The sequence below is a fragment of the Streptomyces sp. ACA25 genome, from assembly GCF_028200735.1.
Classification (GTDB): domain Bacteria; phylum Actinomycetota; class Actinomycetes; order Streptomycetales; family Streptomycetaceae; genus Streptomyces.
Genome location: NZ_JAQKPV010000002.1, coordinates 490,257 through 511,943, shown reverse-complemented (window position 1 = coordinate 511,943; position 21,687 = coordinate 490,257). Strand labels below are relative to the sequence as shown.

Annotated in this window: 17 protein-coding genes and 1 pseudogene; 7 read left to right on the top strand and 11 right to left on the bottom strand. The window is 72.2% G+C overall.

The genetic code is table 11. The features are described from left to right. Positions 1-48 precede the first annotated feature (48 nt). Positions 49-1,821 (top strand): BCCT family transporter, encoded by a 1,773-nt coding sequence (locus PJ985_RS05865; RefSeq protein ID WP_271682456.1) that lies wholly within the window; start codon positions 49-51, stop codon positions 1,819-1,821. Positions 1,822-1,861: 40 nt separating this feature from the next. Here PJ985_RS05865 and PJ985_RS05860 read toward each other — a convergent pair whose 3' ends face one another. From PJ985_RS05860 to rocD, 10 genes and pseudogenes are all read right to left on the bottom strand, one after another. Next, a complete protein-coding gene (locus PJ985_RS05860) occupies positions 1,862-2,827 on the bottom strand; it encodes a glycine betaine ABC transporter substrate-binding protein (RefSeq protein ID WP_271682455.1) in 966 nt (321 codons plus the stop codon). A gap of 177 nt (positions 2,828-3,004) precedes the next feature. After that, entirely contained in the window at positions 3,005-3,988 is a 984-nt protein-coding gene (locus PJ985_RS05855; protein WP_271682454.1) for a glycine betaine ABC transporter substrate-binding protein, read from the bottom strand. A gap of 101 nt (positions 3,989-4,089) precedes the next feature. Next, positions 4,090-6,132, bottom strand: coding sequence for an ABC transporter permease (locus PJ985_RS05850; RefSeq protein ID WP_271682453.1), 2,043 nt, complete (start codon positions 6,130-6,132; stop codon positions 4,090-4,092). Continuing rightward, on the bottom strand, positions 6,129-7,223 hold the full coding sequence (locus PJ985_RS05845) for a quaternary amine ABC transporter ATP-binding protein (RefSeq protein WP_443033424.1): 1,095 nt from the start codon (positions 7,221-7,223) through the stop codon (positions 6,129-6,131). Before PJ985_RS05845 ends, PJ985_RS05850 begins: the two co-directional genes overlap by 4 nt. Next, a pseudogene (locus PJ985_RS05840) lies at positions 7,206-8,741 on the bottom strand (GMC family oxidoreductase); the annotation flags it as partial. The pseudogene PJ985_RS05840 and the gene PJ985_RS05845, both read right to left, overlap by 18 nt. Before the next feature lie 90 nt (positions 8,742-8,831). Then, positions 8,832-10,334: an aldehyde dehydrogenase family protein gene (locus PJ985_RS05835; RefSeq protein ID WP_271682452.1), complete on the bottom strand. Its 1,503-nt coding sequence runs from the start codon at positions 10,332-10,334 to the stop codon at positions 8,832-8,834. Positions 10,335-10,680: 346 nt separating this feature from the next. Beyond that, a complete protein-coding gene (locus PJ985_RS05830) occupies positions 10,681-11,670 on the bottom strand; it encodes a malate dehydrogenase (RefSeq protein ID WP_271682451.1) in 990 nt (329 codons plus the stop codon). 149 nt (positions 11,671-11,819) lie between these two features. Continuing rightward, positions 11,820-12,623 carry a DUF2690 domain-containing protein gene (locus PJ985_RS05825; RefSeq protein WP_271682450.1) on the bottom strand — a complete coding sequence of 268 codons (804 nt, stop codon included), beginning with the start codon at positions 12,621-12,623 and terminating at the stop codon, positions 11,820-11,822. Then, positions 12,620-13,435: a peptidoglycan-binding protein gene (locus PJ985_RS05820; protein WP_271682449.1), complete on the bottom strand. Its 816-nt coding sequence runs from the start codon at positions 13,433-13,435 to the stop codon at positions 12,620-12,622. Before PJ985_RS05820 ends, PJ985_RS05825 begins: the two co-directional genes overlap by 4 nt. A gap of 643 nt (positions 13,436-14,078) precedes the next feature. After that, positions 14,079-15,296, bottom strand: a complete 1,218-nt coding sequence (gene rocD / locus PJ985_RS05815) for an ornithine--oxo-acid transaminase (protein WP_271682448.1) — start codon at positions 15,294-15,296, stop codon at positions 14,079-14,081. Positions 15,297-15,520: 224 nt separating this feature from the next. Here rocD and trpS point away from each other — a divergent pair, with 224 nt between their 5' ends. The 3 genes from trpS to PJ985_RS05800 all read left to right on the top strand — a co-directional run bounded on the left by trpS (position 15,521) and on the right by PJ985_RS05800 (position 18,275). Continuing rightward, positions 15,521-16,534 (top strand): tryptophan--tRNA ligase, encoded by a 1,014-nt coding sequence (trpS, locus tag PJ985_RS05810; RefSeq protein ID WP_271682447.1) that lies wholly within the window; start codon positions 15,521-15,523, stop codon positions 16,532-16,534. Between the two features lie 123 nt (positions 16,535-16,657). Further along, positions 16,658-17,227 carry a 2'-5' RNA ligase family protein gene (locus PJ985_RS05805; RefSeq protein WP_271682446.1) on the top strand — a complete coding sequence of 190 codons (570 nt, stop codon included), beginning with the start codon at positions 16,658-16,660 and terminating at the stop codon, positions 17,225-17,227. A gap of 88 nt (positions 17,228-17,315) precedes the next feature. Next, positions 17,316-18,275, top strand: a complete 960-nt coding sequence (locus PJ985_RS05800; protein WP_271682445.1) for a YihY/virulence factor BrkB family protein — start codon at positions 17,316-17,318, stop codon at positions 18,273-18,275. On the opposite strand, the gene PJ985_RS05795 is transcribed toward PJ985_RS05800, so the two are convergent. Further along, a complete protein-coding gene (locus tag PJ985_RS05795; protein WP_271682444.1) occupies positions 18,169-19,443 on the bottom strand; it encodes a D-alanyl-D-alanine carboxypeptidase family protein in 1,275 nt (424 codons plus the stop codon). The two genes, PJ985_RS05800 and PJ985_RS05795, sit on opposite strands and share 107 nt — an antisense overlap. Positions 19,444-19,624: 181 nt before the next feature. Between PJ985_RS05795 and PJ985_RS05790 the strand changes: the two genes are divergently transcribed. From PJ985_RS05790 to PJ985_RS05780, 3 genes are all read left to right on the top strand, one after another. Further along, a complete protein-coding gene (locus PJ985_RS05790; RefSeq protein WP_271682443.1) occupies positions 19,625-19,888 on the top strand; it encodes an SCO4848 family membrane protein in 264 nt (87 codons plus the stop codon). Further along, a complete protein-coding gene (locus PJ985_RS05785) occupies positions 19,885-21,192 on the top strand; it encodes a metallophosphoesterase (RefSeq protein ID WP_271682442.1) in 1,308 nt (435 codons plus the stop codon). The genes PJ985_RS05790 and PJ985_RS05785 overlap by 4 nt, the downstream gene beginning before the upstream one ends. A 136-nt stretch (positions 21,193-21,328) precedes the next feature. Then, on the top strand, positions 21,329-21,676 hold the full coding sequence (locus tag PJ985_RS05780) for a carboxypeptidase-like regulatory domain-containing protein (protein WP_271682441.1): 348 nt from the start codon (positions 21,329-21,331) through the stop codon (positions 21,674-21,676). Positions 21,677-21,687 lie beyond the last annotated feature (11 nt).

The window sequence follows — 21,687 nt, the reverse complement described above, 5'->3', positions numbered from 1 at the left end:
GTCCGGACCCGCAGGCCGGGCTCACCCAGCAGCGAAGGGGAATCGCGTATGGCACCCGACAGACAGCCGGCCACGCCGGGCGGCGCGCAGCAGCAGACCCTGCCGCGACCCCAGCCCCGGTTCTCCTCGATCGCGCCGCGGGTCTTCTGGCCCTCCGCGCTGCTGATCCTGGTGTTCGTGGTGTGGGCCGTCGCCTGGCCGGAGGAGGCGGCGAACGTCGTCGAACGGGTGGACGCCGAAATCATCGGCGGGCTCGGCTGGTTCTACATGATCACGGTGTCACTCTTCGTCATCTTCGTGATCTGGCTGGGCGTGAGCCGGTTCGGCGACATCAAGCTCGGCAAGGCGCACGACACCCCCGACTTCAGCACCCACTCCTGGCTGGCGATGCTGTTCGCCGCGGGCATGGGCATCGGGCTCATGTTCTGGGGCGTGGCCGAGCCGCTGAGCTTCTACGCCGAGCCGAAACCGGGGACGCTGCCGGCCGATGCCGAGCTGGGGGAGTTCGCCGCCGAGCGATCCGACTTCGCGATGTCCCACACCTTCATGCACTGGGGGCTCCACCCCTGGGCCATCTACGTGGTGGTCGGCCTGGCCATCGCTTACGCGGTGCACCGCAGGGGCCGTCCGGTCTCCATCCGCTGGGCGCTCGAGCCCCTCTTCGGCGACCGCGTCAAGGGAGCGGTCGGCGATGTCATCGACGTGATCGCCCTCATCGGCACGGTGTTCGGGGTGGCGACCTCACTGGGCTTCGGGGTGCTGCAGATCTCCGCCGGCATGGACGCTCTCGGCTGGGTCGACGACCCGGGCACCGCGGTGCAGGTGGCGCTGATCATCGGGATCACGCTGCTGGCTCTGGTGTCGGTGCTGACCGGTCTCGCCCGGGGCATCAAGTGGCTCTCCAACGTGAACATGGGCCTGGCCGGCGGGCTGCTGCTGTTCGTGCTCGTGGCGGGTCCGACGCTCGTCCTCCTCACCGGCTTCGTCGACAACATCGGCTTCTATCTGCAGAACCTGGCAGGGATGAGCTTCGACACCGGAGCCTCGCAGGGGTCCGAGGGCCGCAGCTGGGTCGACGGCTGGACGGTCTTCTACTGGGGCTGGTGGATTTCCTGGGCACCGTTCGTCGGTATCTTCATCGCCCGCATCTCCAAGGGCCGCACGGTCCGTCAGTTCGTCGCCGGGGTCCTGCTGGTGCCGGTCACGGTGACTTTCGTGTGGTTCTCCGTGCTGGGCGGCGCGGCCATCAGCGAGGTCCGCGGCGACCCGGAGAGCGGCGACCTGGTCAACCCCGAAGGGCTGACCGACCCGGAGGTGGCGGCGGTCGACACCGACCGGGCGTTGTTCCAACTGCTGGACCTGCTCCCAGCGGGCACCTTCGTCGCCGCGGTCGCGGTGCTGCTCGTCGTGCTGTTCTTCGTGACGTCCTCGGACTCCGGCTCCTACGTGGTGGACATGCTCGCCTCGGGCGGCGACCCGGACCCGCCGAGCTGGAGCCGGGCGTTCTGGGCCTCGGTGGAGGGCGCGGTGGCCATCGCGCTCCTGGTGGCAGTCACCGGGACGGACGCCCTGGGCACCTTGCGGACCACCGCGATCATCATCGCCCTGCCGTTCACCCTGGTCATGATCGCCATGTGCTTCGCCACCCTGAAGCAGTTCCGGGAGGAACGCGCCGCCCATCTCGCGGCGCTGGCGCAGCGCCAGGAGGACGAGCTGGTCGGCTATGCCGTCGCGGCCTTCGAGGAGTCGCAGAACGGCACCGGCTCCGGGACGGGCAACGAGGAAGGAGGGGCCGCGGACACCGGCCGGCCGCACCCCTGAGTGCCGGGCCGCTGACGGGCGGGGTGTCCCGGCCCGCCCGTCAGCCCCGGCCCCCTCCGTCGGGGAGCCAGTCGGCCAGCCGGTCCGGGTTCTCGTGCACCCACTGCTCGGCCGCCCCCGCGGGGGTCATTCGTTCCGCGGCGATGAGCCGGGCGACCTCGTTCTGCTCCTCGGTCGTCCACCGGAACTTCGTGAGGAACTCCGCGGCCACGCCGCCGTCCCGGGCGAACCCGGCGTTCAGATACTTCTGCAGCGGAATGTCCGGGTAGCCGCAGGCGACCTGTTCCGGATCGTCCTGGCAGCCCTTGGTGTGCGGCGGCAGTTGCACCTCCACCAGATCGGTCTCCGCGTTCAGCCAGTGCGGCTGCCACCAGTAGGTGAGCAGGGGTGTGCCCTGCCGGTCGGCCTCCCGGACGGCCTCGATCAGGGCGTCCTCGCTCCCTGCCGGGACGGCCCGGTAGTCCAGCCCCAGCTGGTCGATGAGTGCCTCGTCGTGGGTGGTGTCATCCGGGTGGCCGAGCAGCAGCCGGCCCCGGTCCCCGCTCTCCGGGGTCCGGAAATCCTCGGCGAAGTCATTGAGGTTCTCCCAGTGCAGTACCTCGGGGTTCCGCTCGGCGAAGTGCCGGGGCACGAACCAGCCGATATGGCCGACCACCCCCAGCTCCCCGGCCGCGACGACGGCCCCGTACTTCCCGACGTACAGCTCCTCCTTGTCGGGCACCCCGCCCCAGTCCTCGAGCACGGCGTGCGCCGAGCCGTCGGCGAGCGCGTCCCAGGCCATCGGCTGCTTCAGCTGCCACAGCCGCACCGGAACGTTGAGCTCGTGCTCCAGGATGTGGGCGGCCACCGCCGCGTTGGCCTGTCCTCCCGTCCAGCCGGGCTGCACGATCACCACGGTGTCGTACTGCCCGCCGGTGTCGTCGGAGCTGCAGGCGCCGAGGGCGGCAGCACCCAGGGCACCGACCGCGGCCATCAGCAGCGCCCGGCCCGGGTTGCTCAGCTCCATCGAGGCGTTCCCCCACTCACGGCATCGGCGTTCCGATCACCACAGTAGTCACCCGGAAGGGCCCCGGAAAGCGGTCGCTCTCCGGGGCCCTGCGGGTTTCCTGTGCCCCGTTCCGGGGGACCGCTCCAGGGTGCGGTCCGGGTGCGGTCCGGGTGCGGTGTCTCCCGGGCGGCGGGGTCAGCCCTGCTCGGGCAGCCAGGCGGCAACCTTCTCGGGGTTCGCGTTGACCCACTGCTCGGCCGCGTCCTCCTGGTCCATGCCCTCGCCCTGGATCAGTGCCGCGACCTCGTTCTGGTCCTCGGTGTCCCAGGAGAAGTTCTTCAGGAACTCTGCGGCCACTCCGCCGTTCTCGGCGAAGTCGGCGTTGAGGAACTTCGGCAGGTCGACGTCCGGGTAGGCGCAGGCGACCTTCGACAGGTCCTCGTAGCACTCCTCGCTGTACGGCGGGAGCTGCACCTCGACGAGCTCGACCTCGGCGTTCAGCCAGTGCGGCTCCCACCAGTAGGTCAGCAGCGGCGTACCGTCCCGGTGCGCTCGCTGGATCGCGGTGATCTGGGCGTCCTCGCTCCCGCCCTCGACGACCTCGAAGTCCAGCCCCAGCTCCTCCACGATCGCCTTGTCGTAGCTGGTGAAGCCCGGGTCGCCGTTGAGGAGCTGACCCTTGCTGCCGGACTCGGCGGTGGAGAAGTCGGCGGCGAAGTCGTTCAGGTTCTCCCAGTCGAGAACCTCCGGGTTCTCGTCGGCGTACGCCTTGGGCACGAACCAGCCGATGTGGCCGACGACCCCGAGTTCGCCGCCCGGGACGACGGAACCCTTCTCCTCGATGTACAGCTCTTCCTTCTCCGGCGCGCCGCCCCAGTCCTCCAGGATGGCGTGCACCGAGCCGTCGTCCAGGCCGTCCCAGGCGAGCGTCTCGTCGATCTGCTGCACCGTGACGTCGATGTCCAGCTCGTGCTCCAGGACGTAGGCGGCGACCGCCACGTTGGCCGCGGCGCCGACCCAGTTCGGCTGCGCGATGGTGACCTGGTCGTATCCGGATCCGTCCGCTCCGCCGTCCGAGGAGCTGCCGGTGTCGGCCGCGCCGCAGGCGCTGAGGGTGAACAGGCCCAGGACGCCGGCGCCGGCGACCAGGGAGTGACGTATCCGCAGGGTTCTTCTCATGGTGAGCTCTTTCTTGCTGGAAGGGCCGGCGATAACCGCCGGGAGGGGAAGTACTCGGGTGTCGGGGGTGGGTGTCGGGGTCGGGTGTCGGGTGGTTCGGGTCAGGGGGTGCGGACGGCGGCGGGCTGGGTCATCCGGTCGAGCATCAGGCCGAGGCAGACGATGGCAACCCCCGCGGGCAGCCCGACGCCGAGGTCGCCGCGCTGGAGTCCGTACACCACGTCGAAGCCGAGCGCGCCGCCGCCGACGAGCCCGCCGACCACCACCACGGCGAGCACCAGGACCACGCCCTGGTTGACGGCCAGCAGCAGTTGCGGCCGGGCCAGCGGCAGCTGCACCTGGCGGAGCTGCTGCCAGGTGCTCGCCCCCAGCGAGCGGGAGGCTTCGAGCACGGTCGCGTCGACCTGCCGGACGCCCTGCGTGGTGATGCGGATGACCGCCGGCAGGGCGTAGATCACGGCCGCCATGATCGCCGCGATGCGGCCGATGCCGAACAGCGCGACGACCGGAATGAGGTAGATGAACTGCGGCATGGTCTGCATGACGTCCAGGAATGGCCGGAGCGCCCGTTCCGCCCACTCCTTGCGGGCCGCCAGGATGCCGGTCACCAGGCCCAGCAGGAGCGTCACCAGCAGGGCGGCGAGGACCTGCGACAGGGTGTTCAGCGAGGCGTCCCACAGGCCCAGCAGGCCGATCACGGCCAGCGAGAGCACGGCGGTCAGCGCACTGCGCCAGCGGCCCGCGAGATAGGCCAGCACGCCGGTGATCAGCAGCAGCGCCCACCACGGGGTGGCCTGCAGGCCGTCCCGCATGGGGTTGAGCACCCAGCGGGTGAAGTTCTCCGCCCAGATCAGGGTGCCGCCGAGCACCGGCACCCCGGAGCCCACGGTGTCGACCAGCCAGTCGACGAAGTTGTTCACGGGCTGGGCGATCGACACGCTCCAGCTCTCCGGCCAGCCCTGCCCGCCGAGGGCGAAGCGGCCCAGCAGCCAGGCGGCCAGGGTGACACCGGCGGCCCCGGCCACCGCGCCCGCCCCCCGCGACCAGGCCGGACCGCGGCCCTCGCCGGGGCTCTCCAGCCGGTCACCGGCCGCCGAGGTGGTGCGGTCGAGCCAGACCGCGATGAGCACGATGCCGATGCCCGCGGTCAGGGCGTTGCCGATGTTCTGGGTGGTGAGCGCCCGGAACACCCGGTCGCCCAGGCCGCCCGCCCCGATGATGGAGGCGATGACGACCATCGACAGCGCCATCATGATGGTCTGGTTCAGCCCCAGCAGCATCTGCCGGCGTGCCAGCGGGAGCCGTGCGGTGACCAGCCGCTGCCACGGGCTCGCCCCCAGCGAGGCGGACGCCTCCAGCGCGCCGGGGTCGGCACCGCGCAGACCGAGCGCGGTCAGCCGGGCCATCGGCGGGGTGGCGTAGATGATGGTCGCGAACAGCGCGGGCGCCGTCCCGATGCCGAAGAAGAGGACGAACGGCAGCAGGTAGGCGAAGGCGGGCAGCACCTGCATGGTGTCGAACACCGGCCGCAGGATCCGCTCCGCCCGGTCGGACAGCCCGGCGGCCAGCCCCAGCAGCAGCCCGGCGACCGCCGCGATGCCCACCGCGACCACCATGAGCGCGAGGGTGAGCATCGCCGGCTGCCACATGCCGAGCAGGCCGATGACGGCGAACGTGCCCAGCGCCGTCCCGGCGACCCGGACGGCCCGCCGTCCGGTACCGCCTCCGGCAGCCGCCCAGGCGCCCAGCACCGCCCCGGAGGTGACACCCGTCCAGCCCAGGCCGTCGAGCAGGGCGAAGACGGTGTCCACCGCGCTGTTCACGTGGTTGCTCAGGTGGAGCAGGAAGTAGAGGAACAGCGGGTGCGAGTCCCGGTTGAGGATCAGCCAGCGGTTCAGCTCGTCCAGCGGGCTCTTGGCGTCGACGGCCCAGGCTTCCGGCCAGCCGGCCGAGGACACCAGCAGCCCGCTGATCACCGCGGTGAGCAGCGCCGCGGCTACCAGGTACAGCCGGTTCGCGGCCGGGGCGGGCGACCACCGGGGACGGCGCGGACCGCCCGTCCGGGCAATCGGGGTTCCGGTGGCCGGCGGCTTCTGCGGCGGGCCGGCCGCAGGGCCGGCCGTGGCCGTGGCCGGGGCGCTCATGCCGGGGCCGCCTCGGTGCTCACCGGGGCGGCCTCCGTCACCGGGACCCCTGCCACGACCGCGAGCAGCGTGGTGTGGTCGACCACCCCCAGGCAGCGCCCGCCGTCCATGACGCGCGCGGGCCGGCCGGTCCGCGCGACGATCTCGATGGCCTGGGCGACCAGGGTGTCGGGGGCCAGTTCGGCCCCCGACGCGGCCTCGCCGGGAGCGGCCGGGCGGATCGCGCTCCGCACCGGGATGACCTGCTCGCGGGGCACGTCCCGGACGAAGTCCTTGACGTAGTCGTCGGCGGGGGAGGCGACGATCTGCTCGGGGGTGCCGAGCTGCACGATCTCGCCGTCCCGCATCAGCGCGATGCGGTCGCCCACCCGCAGCGCCTCGGAGAGGTCATGGGTGATGAAGACCATGGTGCAGCCCTCCTCGCGCTGCAGCCGGATCACTTCTTCCTGCATGTCCCGCCGGATCAGCGGGTCCAGGGCGCTGAACGGCTCGTCGAAGAGCAGCACCTCCGGGTCGGCGGCGAGCGCCCGGGCCAGCCCGACGCGCTGCTGCTGGCCACCGGAGAGCTGCCGGGGGTGCCGGTCCTCCAGGCCGGCCAGGCCGACCTTCGCGGCCATCTCCCTGGCGCGGGCCCGGCGTTCGGTCCGGGAGATGCCCTGGATCTGCAGGCCGTAGGCGATGTTGTCCAGCACGGTGCGGTGCGGGAGCAGGCCGAAGTGCTGGAAAACCATGGAGGCACGCTTGCGGCGCAGCTCCCGCAGCCGGTCCTTGTTCATGGCGCGGACGTCCTCGCCGTCCATGTGCAGGACGCCGGCCGTGGGTTCGATCAGCCGGGTGAGGCAGCGCACCAGGGTGGACTTCCCGGACCCCGACAGGCCCATGACCACGAAGCACTCGCCGGGGCGGACGTCGAAGGACACATCCCGGACGGCGGGCGTGCAGCCGGTGCGGTCCCGGATCTCGGTGGCGCTGAGTCCGGCCAGCGCGGGGTCGCCGGGGATCCGGCCGGCCCGGGGACCGAAGACCTTCCACAGGTTGCGGACGGAGAAGACGGCCGCCGGATCCGGCTCGGTCCGCGCGCGGCGGACCAGCTCGGCGGCCTTCTCGCCGACCATCAGCACGCCGACCATGGGATTGACGGCCGGCATGGTCGGGAAGACGGAGGCGTCGGCGATGCGGATGCCGTCGAGGCCGCGGACCCGCAGCTCGGGGTCGACAACGGCGAGCGCGTCGTCGGCGGCCCCCATGCGGCAGGTTCCGGCCGGGTGGTAGACGGTGTGCGCGGCCTTCCGGGCGTACTCGCTGAGCTCCTCGTCGCCGGTGATCGAAGGACCCGGGCAGACCTCCCGGCCGAGCCACTTCGCCAGCGGTTCGGCGGCGGCGACCTTCCGGGCCACCCGGATGCCGTCCACCAGGGTCCGGGCGTCGTAGTCCTCCTCATCGGTGAAGTACCGGAAGTCCAGCGCGGGTTTGACTTCGGGGTCGGCGCTGGTGAGGTGGAGCCGGCCGCGGCTGCGGGGCTTGGGGATGTTCGGAGTCATCGACACTCCGTGCGCGGGCTTCTCGTAGCCCAGCCGCTCCGGGTTGTCGGTGAACGGGATCTGGTAGAAGTGGAACATCAGGTCCGGGACGGGCGAGGAGGGGTCCCGGCGGACGAACAGGCCGGCGTCGGAGTCCATCGCGGAGTTCTCGGGTATCGGCCCGTCGGTCTCCCAGACGATCACCGATTCGGGATGGTCCAGCAGGTTCTCACCCACGCCGGGCAGCTCGTGCGTGACGGGGATGCCCAGCTCCTCCAGGTCCGCCCGGGGCCCGATGCCGGAGTGCAGCAGCAGCCGGGGAGTGTCCACGGCACCGGCGCACACCAGTACCTCCCGGCCCGCCCGGACCAGCAGCTCCTCACCCTCGGCGGTGCGCACCTGTACCCCGGTGACCCGGGTGCCGTCGAGCACCAGGCGGAACGCCCAGGTTTCCAGCATGAGGTGCAGGTTGGGGCGGTCGCCGGCCTCCAGGTGCGGGTGCAGGTAGGCCACCGAGGCGGAGGAGCGCGTGTTGGTCTCCGGGTGGTAGGCGAGGTCGAAGAAGCCTGCCCCCTCGGTGAACGGCGCCCGGTTGAACCCTTCGATGTGCGGGACGTCCAGGGCTTCGCGGGCCGCGTCGACGAAGTCGCGGGCGATGGCGTTCCGGTCCTGCTCGGCGACCGGCACGATGTGGTTCCGCAGCCTGTCGAAGTAGGGGTCCATCGCGGTGGCGTTCCAGCCCGCGGCACCGGCCTCCTCCCACTCGTCCCAGTCGGCGGGGAGCGGCTTGAAGGAGATCAGCGTGTTGTGCGAGGAGCAGCCGCCGAGCACCCGGGCGCGGCTGTGCCGGATGTGGGAGTTGCCGCGCGGCTGCTCGGTGACGGGGTAGTCGTAGTCGAGTTCGCCGCCGAGCAGACCGAGCCAGCGGCGCAGGGTCAGCACCTCGGGCCGGTCCATGTCGGAGGGGCCGCCCTCGATGAGGGCGACGGTGACGTCGGGGTCCTCGGCGAGCCGGGCGGCCACGACCGAGCCGGCGGTGCCGCCGCCGATCACGACGTAGTCGTACGTGGGTGAGGGGTCGGTGTGCATCGGGTTGTCTCCTCGCGGACCTGGAGCCTGGGGGCCGGTGGCTGGCCCGCGCGTCGTCCCGGGGGCCGGGTACGGGCGCGGGACGGGCGGTCAGCCGGTGAACCACCGCACAGCGGCGGGGCGCAGGTTCTCGTAGATGTGCTTGGGCTCGCGGTACTCGTCGAGCCCGGCGGGGCCCAGCTCGCGGCCGATCCCCGATTTCCCGAAACCGCCCCACTCGGCCTGCGGAAGATAGGGATGGTAGTCGTTGATCCACACCGTGCCGTGCCGCAGCCGGCCGGCCACCCGGCGGGCCCGCTCCGGATCGGCGGTGAACACCGCGCCGGCCAAGCCGTACTCGGTGTCGTTGGCGAGCTCGACGGCCTCGTCCTCGGTGCGGAAGGTCTCCACCGTCAGCAGCGGAGCGAACAGCTCCTCGCGGATGACGCGCATGCCGCGGTGGCAGTGGTCGAGCACGGTGGGGGAGTAGAAGTACCCACCGGCGGGCCGTACCGGGTCCGGCGCCGGGCGGCTCCCACCGCAGCGGAGCGTGGCACCCTCGGCGAGGGCGGAGGCGACGAATTCCTCGGTGCGGTCGAGCTGCCGCTGGGAGACGAGCGGGCCGCACTCGACACCCGGCTCGGTGCCCCGGCCCAGGCGGATGCGCGCGGCGCGGGCGGCGAGCTCGGTGACGAAGCGGTCACGGACGGCATCCTCGATGAGGAGCCTGCTGCCGGCCGAGCAGACCTGGCCGCTGTGCGCGAAGGCGGCGTTGAGAGCCTGGTCGACGGCGGTGTCGAAGCTCTCCGCGGTGGAGCAGGCGTCCGCGAACACTACATTCGGGTTCTTGCCGCCGAGCTCCAGGGCCACCTTCTTGACGGTGGGCGCCGCCGCGGCAGCGACCCGGGTGCCGCTGAGCAGCCCGCCGGTGAAGGAGACCAGGTCCACCCCGGGGTGCTCGGCGAGCCGGGCCCCGACCGGGTCGCCGGCCCCGGTCACCAGGTTTCCGGCCCCGGCCGGCAGGCCCGCCTCGTCCAGCAGCCGCAGGAGCTCGATCGTGGACAGCGGGGTGATCTCGCTGGGCTTGAGCACGAAGGTGTTGCCCGCGGCGAGTGCCGGGGCAACCTTCCAGCTCGCCTGGAGCAGGGGGTAGTTCCAGGGGGTGATCATGGCGCACACGCCGACCGGCTCGTGGACCACCGTGCTGCGGACGTCCGCGCTGCCCGTGTCGACGGTGCGGCCGCCGGCTTCCCCGGTCACCAGGCCGGCGAAGTACCGGAAGGCCGCGGTGACGTCGTCGACATCGATCCGGCCCTCCGCCACGGTCTTGCCGGTGTCCCGGGACTCCAGCAGCGCGATCCGCTCCCGGTCGCGCTGCAGCAGGTCGCCCACCCGGTGCAGCAACGCCGCGCGCTCGGCGACGGGGGTACCGGGCCACGGGCCGTGGTCGAAGGCACGGCGGGCAGCCGCGACCGCCGCATCGGCGTCGGCGGTGTCCGCCTCGGCGACCACGGCGAACGGCCGGGCGTCGGCGGGGTCGAGGACCTCCCGGGTGCCTCCTGTCGCTGCGGGACGCCACTGCCCGGATATGAAGAGGCTCTCGATGACCGGCACGCGTGTTCTGCCTTTCCTTGCTGCGCCCCGCCGCCCTCGCCCGGCCCCGGACCTCCGCGAGCGGTGGCAGGAGCCGTCCCTGCCGGGCGGGGCCGCTGATGGCTGTTCGTGGCCGGCCATCGCTGAACGTGGCCGAAAGTCACCGGCAATGCTCCGGTACCGTCGAGCCCTGCCCTTGGGACGGAAACCTATGTCTTCCCTTCGGAAGAAGTGGCCTTCGTCACGGACGCAGGGTGATGGGTCCGGTGGTGCGGGGGGTACGGCGGTGGCCCCCGACCCCTGGAACCCAAGGGGAGATCGGGGGCCATCGCCGTGCGGGTGCGCGGCCGCGGGGCCGCGGCGGAGGTCAGATCAGGCCGAGCCCGCGGACCGCCTCGCGCTCCTCGGTGAGCTCCCGCACCGAGGCGTCGATCCGGGTCCGGGAGAAGTCGTTGACCTCCAGGCCCTGGACGATCTCGTAACGGCCGCCGGAGCAGGTGACGGGGAAGGAGGAGATGAGGCCCTCGGGGACCCCGTAGGAGCCGTCGGAGGGGATGCCCATCGAGGTCCAGTCGTCGGCCGGGGTGCCGTTGACCCAGGTGTGGACGTGGTCGAGGGCGGCGTTGGCCGCGGAGGCCGCGGAGGAGGCCCCGCGCGCCTCGATGATGGCGGCCCCGCGCTTGGCGACGGTCGGGATGAACTCCTCGGCCAGCCACTTCTCGTCGTTGACCGTCTCCGCGGCGTTCTTCCCCCCGATCTCGGCGTGGAAGATGTCCGGGTACTGGGTGGCGGAGTGGTTGCCCCAGATGGTGAGCTTCGTGATGTCGGACACCTGCGCGCCGGTCTTCTTCGCCAGCTGCGACAGCGCCCGGTTGTGGTCGAGGCGGGTCATCGCGGTGAACCGCTCGGCCGGCACGTCGGGGGCGGCGGCCTGGGCGATCAGCGCGTTGGTGTTGGCGGGGTTGCCCACCACCAGCACCTTGACGTCATCCGAGGCGTGGTCGTTGATGGCCTTGCCCTGCGGCTTGAAGATTCCGCCGTTCGCCTCGAGGAGGTCACCGCGTTCCATGCCCTTGGCACGGGGGCGGGCGCCGACGAGCAGGGCCACACTGGTGCCGTCGAAGGCGACGGTGGGGTCATCGGTGATGTCGATGCCGCGCAGCAGCGGGAAGGCGCAGTCGTCGAGCTCCATGGCGGTGCCCTCGGCGGCCTGCAGCGCGGGGGCGATCTCCAGCAGCCGCAGCTTGACCGGTACGTCCGGGCCCAGCAGGTGACCGGAGGCGATCCGGAACAGCAGCGCGTAGCCGATCTGGCCGGCGGCGCCGGTGACAGTGACGGTGACGGGGGTGCGAGTCATACGGGGTCTCCGGAAGTCAGACGGTGGCGGCCAGGTCCCTCGCGTGTGCCGAACGGTCCGAGTTCTCTCTACGTCAAGAGACCCGTGGTCAGACTAGCGGACGGGCCCCGGCCGACCGCACCCCCGGTGCGGTCCGTGCGCCGCGGCGGTCAGATGCCGAAGCACTCGGGCTCCCCGGTGACCCCGGGGATGAGGCACGCCTCAATGGTTTCCGGCCCGCCCGCCACCATCGGGGTGTAGACGTAGCCCTCGGCGTCGTAGCGGTCCCGGATCACCGCTTCCTGGCTGCCGTGCGCCGCGGACCGGATCTCGATCCGGTCACCGATCCGTGCGAGCCAGACCCGGGTCCAGGATGCCCCGCAGTCCGCGCTGTACCGGATCTCCATCCGCGCGCCGGCCGGGAACGCGTGCTGGGTGACAGTGCTGAACTCGCTGCCGGCCGTGGTGCAGCCCTGCGACTCCGGGTCCTTTCCGGTGCACTCGGCTCCGCGGCAGCCGGTCACCGCCGTGTCGTCCCCTGGTGCGCCCGCGCCGGACAGGGCGGACACGGCCAGCAGCACCGCGCCCACCACCAGCACGGCGGCCGCAGGCCACGCCCACCGCTGACCGGGCAGGGCCCGCCACCGGGCGGTCCGCTTCCCGGTCTGCCCGGCCTGTGCCGGCAGCTCCCGGCCGGCCGGTGCGGCTCCCGGCCCGCCGCCGCGTCCGCTGCGGGCGGCCTCGGCCAGCTCCCACAGCGCCAGCAGCCGGCCGGGCGGCTCCCCGGCCAGCGCGCAGAGCTCCAGCACCAGTTCGCGCGGCGGCAGCGCACTGCCGTTGAGGTAGCGGTGCCAGGAGGACTTGCTGGCCGTGGTGCGCTCGGCCAGCGACTTCAGGCTCAGGCCGGTGCGCTCCCGCAGTTCCCCCAGCCGCTCGGTGAACTGCACGTGTTCCAGCGGCGGTCGTCCGGTCATCGGCGCAGCACCTCCCAGGTGTGCGGGCCGATGATTCCGTCGATCACCAGGCCCCCGTCCGCTTCCTGAAACCGCTTGACCGCCCGTTCGGTCAGCGCGTCGTAGACCCCGTCGACGGTTCCCACCGTGAAGCCGTGGTGCTCCAGCAGGCACTGGGCCTCCACCACCTCCCAGCCGGTGACGACCTGATACAGCACTGCGTCCTGCGTCTCGCTGTGCCCGGCGTACCGCTGCCCGGCCTGGCTGTGCACCGAGCAGCCGTACGTGCGGCCCGCTTCGAGAACGAAGCTGTCACCCTCCGTGCTGTCCCGGCCGGTCCAGAGCAGCAGGGCCGCCACCCCGCCGGTGAGCGCCAGCAGGGCGCCGAGCAGCGGAGCGGTACGCCGGAACCGCGGGCCCGGCCCGGAGGGTGCGGACTCCGCCACGGCTGCCCGGGGAGAGAGGTCCCCGGCCGGCTCCTCCGGCTCACCGGGCTGCTCCGTCCGGACCCGGTGTGCCTCCCCCTCCGCCGGGGCTGCCTCCGCCGCCGGGGTGCCGTCCGGCGCCTGCGTCCGCCCGGCGGCTGCCAGCGCCTGGAGAGCCAGCAGTCGCTCCGGGTCGACCCCGCCGAGCGCCGCCAGCTCCCGCACGGCCGGGGCGGGCGCGAGCTTCTTGCCGTTCAGATACCGTTCCCAGGAGGAGCTGCTGTAGCCGGTGCGCCGGCCCAGTGCCGCCAGGCTGAGCCCGCTGTGATCCTTCAGGGTCCTGAGCTGCACGACAAGTCGGCGTTCCTGAGGGCCGAGCGCGCCGGGGAGTTCCTTCCATGACGCCATGACCGTGTCGTTCCCTTCCCCAAGTACCGTTCCGCTGCGGGCGACCGGGTTCTGACTCCGTGTCACAGCGTCTCACAGCGGCTCGCTGAGACGGCACGGTGCCCTGCGTCCCAGCTGGTCGGAGCCCGGGACGTCCCGGGGAACCCTCACCGGGCGCGAAAGAGTGGCCGATCCCACCCGGTTGACGCAGGCTGTGCCGTGTCCCTCCACCGTGGGGCCGCGCTCGGACGGCGCGTCGGCTCACGACGGTGGCGCACGTCCGAGAACGGGGAGTCCCATGTACACATCCGACCATCCGGTGCCGTCGGGATCGACGGCCGCGCGGGCCCGGCGGCCCGTTCACCGTCCGCACGGCGGCGGGCCGCCGCGTCCGCGTCACCACCCCCGGTTCCCGGGGGCAGCCGCCGCACGGTGCGGCGGTGCGGTTGCGGCCCTCTCCCGGGTGCCGCGCACGGCAGGGGAGTCCGGCGGTTCCCGTTCCGTGGGCGACGAGGTCCCCGGCTCGCAGTTCTGGTCGTGGATGCGGCGCTGACCGGACCGCGCGCCGGTCGGGTCACTCCGGGCGGGCTTCAGCAGGGCAGGCGGGCGCCGGCCGTCCGGTCCGGTGCGGGGCCCGGCCGGACGGCCCGCGGCTTCCGGCGGCTCAGCCGGCGAGGACCGCGCGGAACTGCTCCAGGCCCCAGTCCAGGTCCTCCTTGCTGATCACCAGCGGCGGGGCGATGCGGATCGTCGAGCCGTGGGTGTCCTTCACCAGGACGCCCCGCTTCATCAGCTCCCGGGAGAGGTCCGCCCCGGTACCGTGCGAGGGGTCGATGTCGACGCCCGCCCACAGCCCGCGGCCGCGGACCCCCGTCACCGCTCCGCCGCCGGTGAGCACGGCGAGTGAGCTGTGCAGGTGCTCGCCGAGCTCGGCCGCGCGCTGCTGGTACTCGCCCTCCCGCAGCATCGCGATCACCTCGAGCCCGACCGCACAGGCCAGCGGGTTGCCGCCGAAGGTGGAACCGTGCTCGCCGGGCCGGTGGACCCCGAGCACCTCGGCGGAGGAGACCACCGCGGAGACCGGGACCACGCCGCCGCCGAGCGCCTTGCCCAGGATGTACACGTCCGGGACCACGTCCTCGTGCTCGCAGGCGAACGTCCGGCCGGTGCGGCCCAGACCGGACTGGATCTCGTCCGCCATGAAGAGGACGTTCCGGGCCCGGGTCAGTTCCCGCACGCCCGGAAGATAGCCGGCGGGAGGGACGAGGACACCGGCCTCGCCCTGGATGGGCTCCAGCAGGACGGCGACCGTGTGCTCGTCGACGGCTGCCTCCAGTGCGGCGAGGTCGCCGTAGGGAACGATCTCGAAGCCCGGGGTGTACGGTCCGTGATCGCGCCGGGCGTCCTCGTCCGTGGAGAAGCTGATGATCGTGGTGGTCCGGCCGTGGAAGTTGTCGCCGGCGACGATGATCTTCGCCCGGTCCCGGGGTACCCCCTTCACCCGGTAGCCCCACTTGCGGGCCGTCTTGACCGCGGTCTCCACGGCCTCCGCGCCGGTGTTCATGGGCAGCACCATCTCCATGCCGCACAGCTCCGCCAGCTCGGTGCAGAACGCGGCGAAGTGCTCGTGGTGAAAGGCCCGGGAGGTGAGGGTGAGCCGGCTGAGCTGGGCCCGCGCCTCGGCGATCAGCCGAGGGTGACCGTGCCCGAAGTTCAGGGCCGAGTACCCGGCGAGGAAGTCCAGGTAGCGGCGGCCCTCGACGTCCGTCATCCAGGCTCCCCGGGCGGAGGCGATCACCACCGGCAGGGGATGGTAATTGTGTGCGCTGCGGGCCTCGGCGGCGGCGATCAGCTCTGCGGACGACTTGCTCGAAGCCTTCATGCGGAGCCCTCCATTCTTCCGGGCGAAACGGGCGGGGGTGCCGCCCCTTTCTATCGTCGGCTGTCCGCTATGGGAAGAAACCCGGCGGGGGACGTTCGCTGGCCGGACGGCGTGCCGGGGTCCGGGCGTGTGCGACGGGCTCTGCTGCCTCGCGCCCCCGTGGTGCCCACGCTGGGCCGTGCACCTTCGGTCCGGGCACCGCACGCACCTGAGAGAATGACGCCATGGCCACTGATCGTCTCCGTGTGTTCTCCGGCATCCAGCCCACCGCCGGCTCGTTCCACCTGGGCAACTACCTCGGCGCGGTGCGCCAGTGGGTGGCGCTGCAGGACAGCCATGACGCCTTCTACGGGATCGTCGACCTGCACGCGATCACCGTCCCGCAGGACCCCGCCGAGCTGCGGGAGTCCACCCGGCTCGCCGCCGCCCAGCTGCTCGCCGCCGGGCTCGACCCCGAGCGCTGCACCCTGTTCGTGCAGAGCCACGTCCCGGAGCACACCCAGCTGGCCTGGGTCATGAACTGCCTCACCGGGTTCGGCGAGGCCGGCCGGATGACCCAGTTCAAGGACAAGTCCGCCCGGCAGGGCGCCGAGGGCACCACCGTCGGCCTCTTCACCTACCCGGTCCTCCAGGTCGCCGACATCCTCCTCTACCACGCCGACCGGGTGCCCGTCGGAGAGGACCAGCGGCAGCACATCGAGCTGACGCGGGACGTCGCCCTGCGGTTCAACTCGCGCTTCGGCGACACCTTCACCGTGCCCGCGGCCTCCATCTTCAAGGAGACCGCGAAGATCTACGACCTCCAGGACCCGACGGCCAAGATGAGCAAGTCGGCGGCCTCGCCCAAGGGCACCATCAGCCTGCTGGACGAGCCCAAGGTCTCCGCGAAGAAGGTCCGGAGCGCGGTGACCGACACCGACACGGTGATCCGCTTCGACCCGGAGAAGAAGCCGGGGGTCAGCAACCTGCTCACCATCCATTCCGCGCTGACCGGCACCGGCATCACTGAGCTGGAGGACAAGTTCGCCGGCCTGCTGTACGGCGCGCTGAAGACCGAGCTGGCCGGTGTGGTCGCCGACTGGGCGGCGCCGTTCCGGGACCGGACCCTGGGATACCTGGCCGATCCGGCGGAGCTGGACCGGCTCCTGGCGAAGGGAGCGGAGAAGGCCCGCGAGGTCGCGGCGCCGACCCTGGCCACGGTCTACGACAAGGTCGGGTTCCTGCCGCCGCGCAGCTGACCACGACCGGCGGAACAAGGGTCTTCCGTCCCCCTCAAGGGGGCCGGGAGTCGCTCGCATCAGCTGCGCGGAACCGGCACACTGGCACGGGACGGTGCAGCGGGACAGTCGGAAGGAGAGGGTGTGGGGACCGTCACGCTCGGCGTGTCGCTCGCGGTCCCGGAGCCGCACGGCAGCCTGTTGCAGGAGTGCCGCGTCGGATTCGGGGACGCCGCAGCCGCCGGAATTCCCACGCACGTCACCCTGCTGCCGCCCACGGTGGTCGACGCGGGGCAACGCCCGGCCATCGAGGAGCACCTGGCGGGCGTTGCCGCCGCGGGGCGTCCGTTCCCGATGCGGCTCTACGGCACGGGCACCTTCCGCCCGCTGTCGCCGGTGGTCTTCGTGCAGGTCGTCGAGGGTGGCTCGGCCTGCGGCTGGCTGCAGGAGAGGGTGCGCGACACCGCCGGGCCACTGCCCCGGGAGCTGCACTTCCCCTACCACCCGCATGTCACCGTCGCGCACGGCATCACCGAGGACGCCATGGACCTCGCGGAGAAGACCCTCGCCGAGTACGAGGCCTCCTGGACGGCCCGGGGGTTCGCGCTGTACGAGCAGGGGCCGGACGCGCAGTGGCGGCTCCAGCGGGAGTTCCGCTTTCCCTCGGCCGCCCTGTCACGGCAGCACGCGACCCTGGGGGGCCAGGCCGCGTAGGCGGGGCCGCACGGGCGCCGGGCACCGGCCGGTGAGCAGTCCGGCGTGGCGGCTCGCCGGGGATGACCGGGGGAGCTGAGGTGTACCCGTGGACGAGAAGCTGAAAGCGAAGCTGTCGCGGCTTCCGCTGGCCGGGCCGGCCGCGGCGTGGTTCTTCCGCAGCCGGCTCTGGCGGGTGTACGAGCACCTCGACGCGCGGCAGTGGACCAGACTGGCCGCCGCCATCACCTTCACCAGCTTCCTGGCGCTGTTCCCGGTGCTGGCCCTGGGCGCCGCCATCGGTGCCGCCCTGCTCACCGAGGTGCAGCTCGCCGATGTCGAGGAGTGGCTGGCCGACCAGGTGCCCGGCATTTCCGACCAGCTCGATCTCCAGACCCTCTTCGACAACGCCGGGGCCATCGGCACGGTCGCTCTCCTGTTGCTGCTGCCCACCGGCGCCAGCTGGATCGACTCGCTGCGCGGCTGCCTCCGCACGGTCTGGGACCTTCCGGAACCGGAGGAGAACGCGGTCCTCCGCAAGGCCAAGGACGTGGGGGTGCTGGCCGGGCTGGGCGGTGTGGCGCTGCTCTCCCTCGCCGCGTCGGCACTGGCGGTCAGCATGGTCCGGCTGGCTGCCGACCGGGTGGACCGGGGCGGCGGGCCGGCCGGCCCGCTCCTGCAGGTGGCCGTCCATGTGCTGGCGGTCGCGGTCACTTTCCTGCTGCTGCTGTACCTGCTGGTGTGGCTGCCGGGCGTCCGGCCGCCCAGGACCGCGGTGATCGCCGCCTGCCTGATGGGTGCGGTCGGGTTCGAACTGCTGAAGGTGCTGCTCAGCGGGTACCTGACGGAGATCGCGGCGCGCAGCCTGTACGGCGCGTTCGGGGTCCCGATCGCCCTGCTCGTCTGGATCAATCTGATCGCGAAGCTGCTGCTGTTCTGCTGCGCCTGGACCGCGACGGCCGTCAGCGCCGAGGCGCGCCCCCCGGGGGACGCCCCGGAAGGGGATGGCGGCGGTGGAACACCCACATCACCACCGCGAGCAGAGCCATCCCGGCCGCAGCGACCGTGAGCACGGGGACGCCGGGCAGCTCCGGGCGGCTGTGGACGACCGCCCGGTCCGTCGCGGTCTCCTCGGCCTCCCCGCCCTGCGAGGGCTGGGGCCCGAGAGCCGCCTCGGCTTCCGCGACCTCGCTCAGCGACGGCACGAGTTCGCCCACCGGCTCGACCGACCCGGCCGCCTCGAATCCCCAGTCGAACAGTGCGGCGGTCTCGCGGTACACCTGGAGTCCGTCACCGTCCGGGTTCATGCAGGTGACCAGCAGCTTACGGCCGTCGCGCTCGGCGATTCCGGTGAAGGTGTAGCCGGCCTGGGAGGTGTAGCCGTTCTTGATCCCGGCGAGGCCCGGGTAGGGAGCCAGTCCGCGGGCGCCGGTCAGCAGCCGGTTGGTGGACTGAATCTCGAACCTCGGCCGCTTCTTGCCCTCCCCGGCGCCGGGAAAGGAGTAGCGGGCGGTGGCGGCGTAGCGGCGGAAGTCCGGGTTCTGCATGCCGGAGCGGGCGATCAGGGTCAGGTCGTAGGCCGAGGAGCGCTGGCCGGCACCGTCGTAGCCGTCCGGGTTGACCACCAGGGTGTTGTACGCCTGCAGCTCCCGCGCCCGGTCGTTCATCTCCCGCACGGTCTTTTCCCGGCCGCCGTTCATCGCCGTCAGCGCGTGCACCGCGTCGTTCCCGGAGGCCAGAAAGGCGCCGTACCAGAGGTCGTCCACCGTGTACGTCTGGTGGTCCTTGATGCCGACCGCGCTGCTGCCCCGGCCCATCTCGCTGAAGTGCGCCGGATCCGCCTCGTACACGTCGTCCGGATCGAACTTCGGCAGCAGGAGGTCGGCGAACAGCATCTTCAGGGTGCTGGCGGGAGCCAGCGGCCAGTGCGCGTGGTGGGCCGCCAGCACCTCACCGGTCTCGGCGTCCGCCACGATCCACGCCCGTGCGGAGAGCTCCGGCAGAGCCGGCGGCTCCGGTGCCCCCGTGCGCGGCAGCATCTGCGGCCCGGGCCTGCCCAGCAGGTCCCCGCCGAGGGTCGACATCTCTGCCGGAGGCCGCTCCTCCGGCTTGCTCTCCTGCGCGGCGGCGCCGGGAACAGGGCCGAGCGCGGCCCACAGCACGGCGCCGGCCAGGCTCAGCAGAGCGCCGCGGGACCGGCCGGGGGTGCGGGGAACTGACCGCTGGTGACTCGCCACGCCGTGAACCTACCTGCCCGGGCGCGGGTTGGCGGAGAGGGGCGAACGGGGACGGCGGAAAGTCTTGCCCGGCGGGCCGCATTCCGGTCACCAGGAGCCGCAACGGCCTCCCGCCGCGCGGGTCTGCCCGGACGTGTCGAATACTGGACACCATGGCATCGTTCACGTTCGGGGTCCGTTCATGAGGCTCGGCCCGGTTTCCTCCTGGTTCCTGCTCGGGTTCGGGGTGTGGAGCTGGGTGATCTGGATCACCTTCATCCGCAACCTCGCCCGGGACGCCAGTGGCCTCGCCTTTGACGGGGCCGGGGATCCGACGGCCTACTTCTGGGTGCATCTGTCCCTGGCTGTGACGTCGATTCTGCTCGGCACCGTGATCGGCCTCATCGGTCTGCGCAGCCTGCGCGTCCTCCACCGGGAATCGGATCACTCAAGGAGCCCGGCATGAGCGCCCTCATCCTGTTCATAGGTGTGGTCATCACCGTCCTGACCACCGCTCACTGGTATCTCTGGCGGCGGCTGGTACGGGACGTCTCCGCGCCCGGGAGCACCTTCCGCCGCATCGGCACGGTGCTCGCGTTCCTGCTCCCGGCGCTGATGGTGGCCGCGCAGGTCTCCGGCGTGGCCGGTGTCCCGTTCTCCCTCCAGCAGGTCCTTGCCTGGCCGGGGTTCTACTGGGCGGTGGCGCTGCTGTACCTGACCCTGGCCCTGCTGGCCGGGGAACCCGTCCGCCTGCTGTGGCTGCGGCGTCGCCGGGCGCAGCCGTCCCCGGATCAGCCGGCCGAGCCGGCCGCCGTCAAGGAGACCGCTTCCGTCGGCCGGGTGGCCCGGCCGGGCGGCCCGCCGGCCGGCCCCGGACCGGACCGGCAGGCCGCGCCGGAAGCGGACCGGGCGGACGGGTCGGCGGCTGCCGGCCCGGAGCCGTCGGGGCACAGCCGGCGCCTGTTCGTCGCCCGCACGGTGGCCATCGGCGCGACCACGGCAGCAACCGGGGTGCTGGGCTACGGCACCTACAGGGCCCGCAACCTCACCACCCGGCACGTCACCGTCCCACTGGCCCACCTGCCGAGGTCCGCGCACGGCTACCGGATCGCCGTCGTCGCCGACATCCACCTGGGGCCGGTCCTGGGACAGGCGCACTGCCGGCGGGTGGTGGACGCGGTGAACCGCACCCAGCCCGACCTGATCACGGTCGTCGGTGACCTGGTGGACGCGGATGTGGACGACCTGCGGGCCGCGGCGGCCCCGCTCGCGGAGCTGTCCGCCCGGGAGGGCACGTTCTTCGTCACCGGGAACCACGAGTACTACGTCGGCGCCGACCAGTGGACAGCCCACGTCCGCGAGCTGGGCATGGAGCCGCTGGAGAACGCCCGCCGGGAGCTGAGCTTTTTCGATCTCGCCGGGGTCAACGATGTGGCGGGCGAGGACTACGGAGCCGGCCCGGACTTCGAGGCGGCGCTGGGAGACCGGGACCCGCAGCGGACCTCCGTGCTGATGGCGCATCAGCCGGTGCTGATCCACGACGCGGTGGACCACGGTGTGGACCTGCAGTTGTCCGGGCACACGCACGGAGGCCAGCTGTGGCCCGTCAACTACCTTGCCGGCCTGGCCAACCCGACACTGGAAGGACTGGAGAAGTACGGGGACACCCAGCTGTACGTCACCCGCGGAGCGGGAGCCTGGGGGCCGCCGGTGCGGGTCGGTGCCGATCCGGACATCACCGTGGTTGAGCTTGCCTCCGGCCGGGCCTGACGAGTGAATCCCGGAGATTTCGCGTTGCGCTCTTCTCGCGGTCAACTATTCCGGTCAGGCTGGTGTCCTGCATAACGAGCAGGCAACGTCCGGCAGGGTGACCGCGCCGCATTTCACGGGAAGGGGAGTGTGAGGCATGGCCGACTCGCTCGCACGCAGTACGGACGACGAGGTTCCCCCCGGAGGTCCGGTTGCCGGGGACGCCGGCGTGGAGCCGTTGATCATCCGCGGCATCGTCCGGGACTCTCTCGGCGTGGCACTGCCGCGGGCGGTGGTGACCCTGGCCGGGGACGGAGGCCGGCAGTACGACAGGACGCGCAGCGCACTGGACGGAGGGTTCGAGGTGACCGCACCCGACTCCGGGGATTACCAGCTCGCGGCCTTCTCTCCGCAGCTCGGAAGCCAGAGCGTGGACGTGACGCTGGACGGACGCCCGGTGGAGGTGGAATTCCGGATCACCGTGCCGGGCGCGGTAGCCGACTGAATACGGCTCGT

Bases quoted from the DNA above. Each gene is read 5' to 3' on its own strand.
- PJ985_RS05860 (WP_271682455.1), bottom strand. From the start codon at position 2,827: ATGGAGCTGAGCAACCCGGGCCGGGCGCTGCTGATGGCCGCGGTCGGT.
- PJ985_RS05855 (WP_271682454.1), bottom strand. From the start codon at position 3,988: ATGAGAAGAACCCTGCGGATACGTCACTCCCTGGTCGCCGGCGCCGGC.
- PJ985_RS05850 (WP_271682453.1), bottom strand. From the start codon at position 6,132: ATGAGCGCCCCGGCCACGGCCACGGCCGGCCCTGCGGCCGGCCCGCCG.
- PJ985_RS05830 (WP_271682451.1), bottom strand. From the start codon at position 11,670: ATGACTCGCACCCCCGTCACCGTCACTGTCACCGGCGCCGCCGGCCAG.
- PJ985_RS05790 (WP_271682443.1), top strand. From the start codon at position 19,625: ATGAGGCTCGGCCCGGTTTCCTCCTGGTTCCTGCTCGGGTTCGGGGTG.
- PJ985_RS05865 (WP_271682456.1), top strand. From the start codon at position 49: ATGGCACCCGACAGACAGCCGGCCACGCCGGGCGGCGCGCAGCAGCAG.
- trpS (WP_271682447.1), top strand. From the start codon at position 15,521: ATGGCCACTGATCGTCTCCGTGTGTTCTCCGGCATCCAGCCCACCGCC.
- rocD (WP_271682448.1), bottom strand. From the start codon at position 15,296: ATGAAGGCTTCGAGCAAGTCGTCCGCAGAGCTGATCGCCGCCGCCGAG.
- PJ985_RS05825 (WP_271682450.1), bottom strand. From the start codon at position 12,623: ATGACCGGACGACCGCCGCTGGAACACGTGCAGTTCACCGAGCGGCTG.
- PJ985_RS05785 (WP_271682442.1), top strand. From the start codon at position 19,885: ATGAGCGCCCTCATCCTGTTCATAGGTGTGGTCATCACCGTCCTGACC.
- PJ985_RS05780 (WP_271682441.1), top strand. From the start codon at position 21,329: ATGGCCGACTCGCTCGCACGCAGTACGGACGACGAGGTTCCCCCCGGA.
- PJ985_RS05820 (WP_271682449.1), bottom strand. From the start codon at position 13,435: ATGGCGTCATGGAAGGAACTCCCCGGCGCGCTCGGCCCTCAGGAACGC.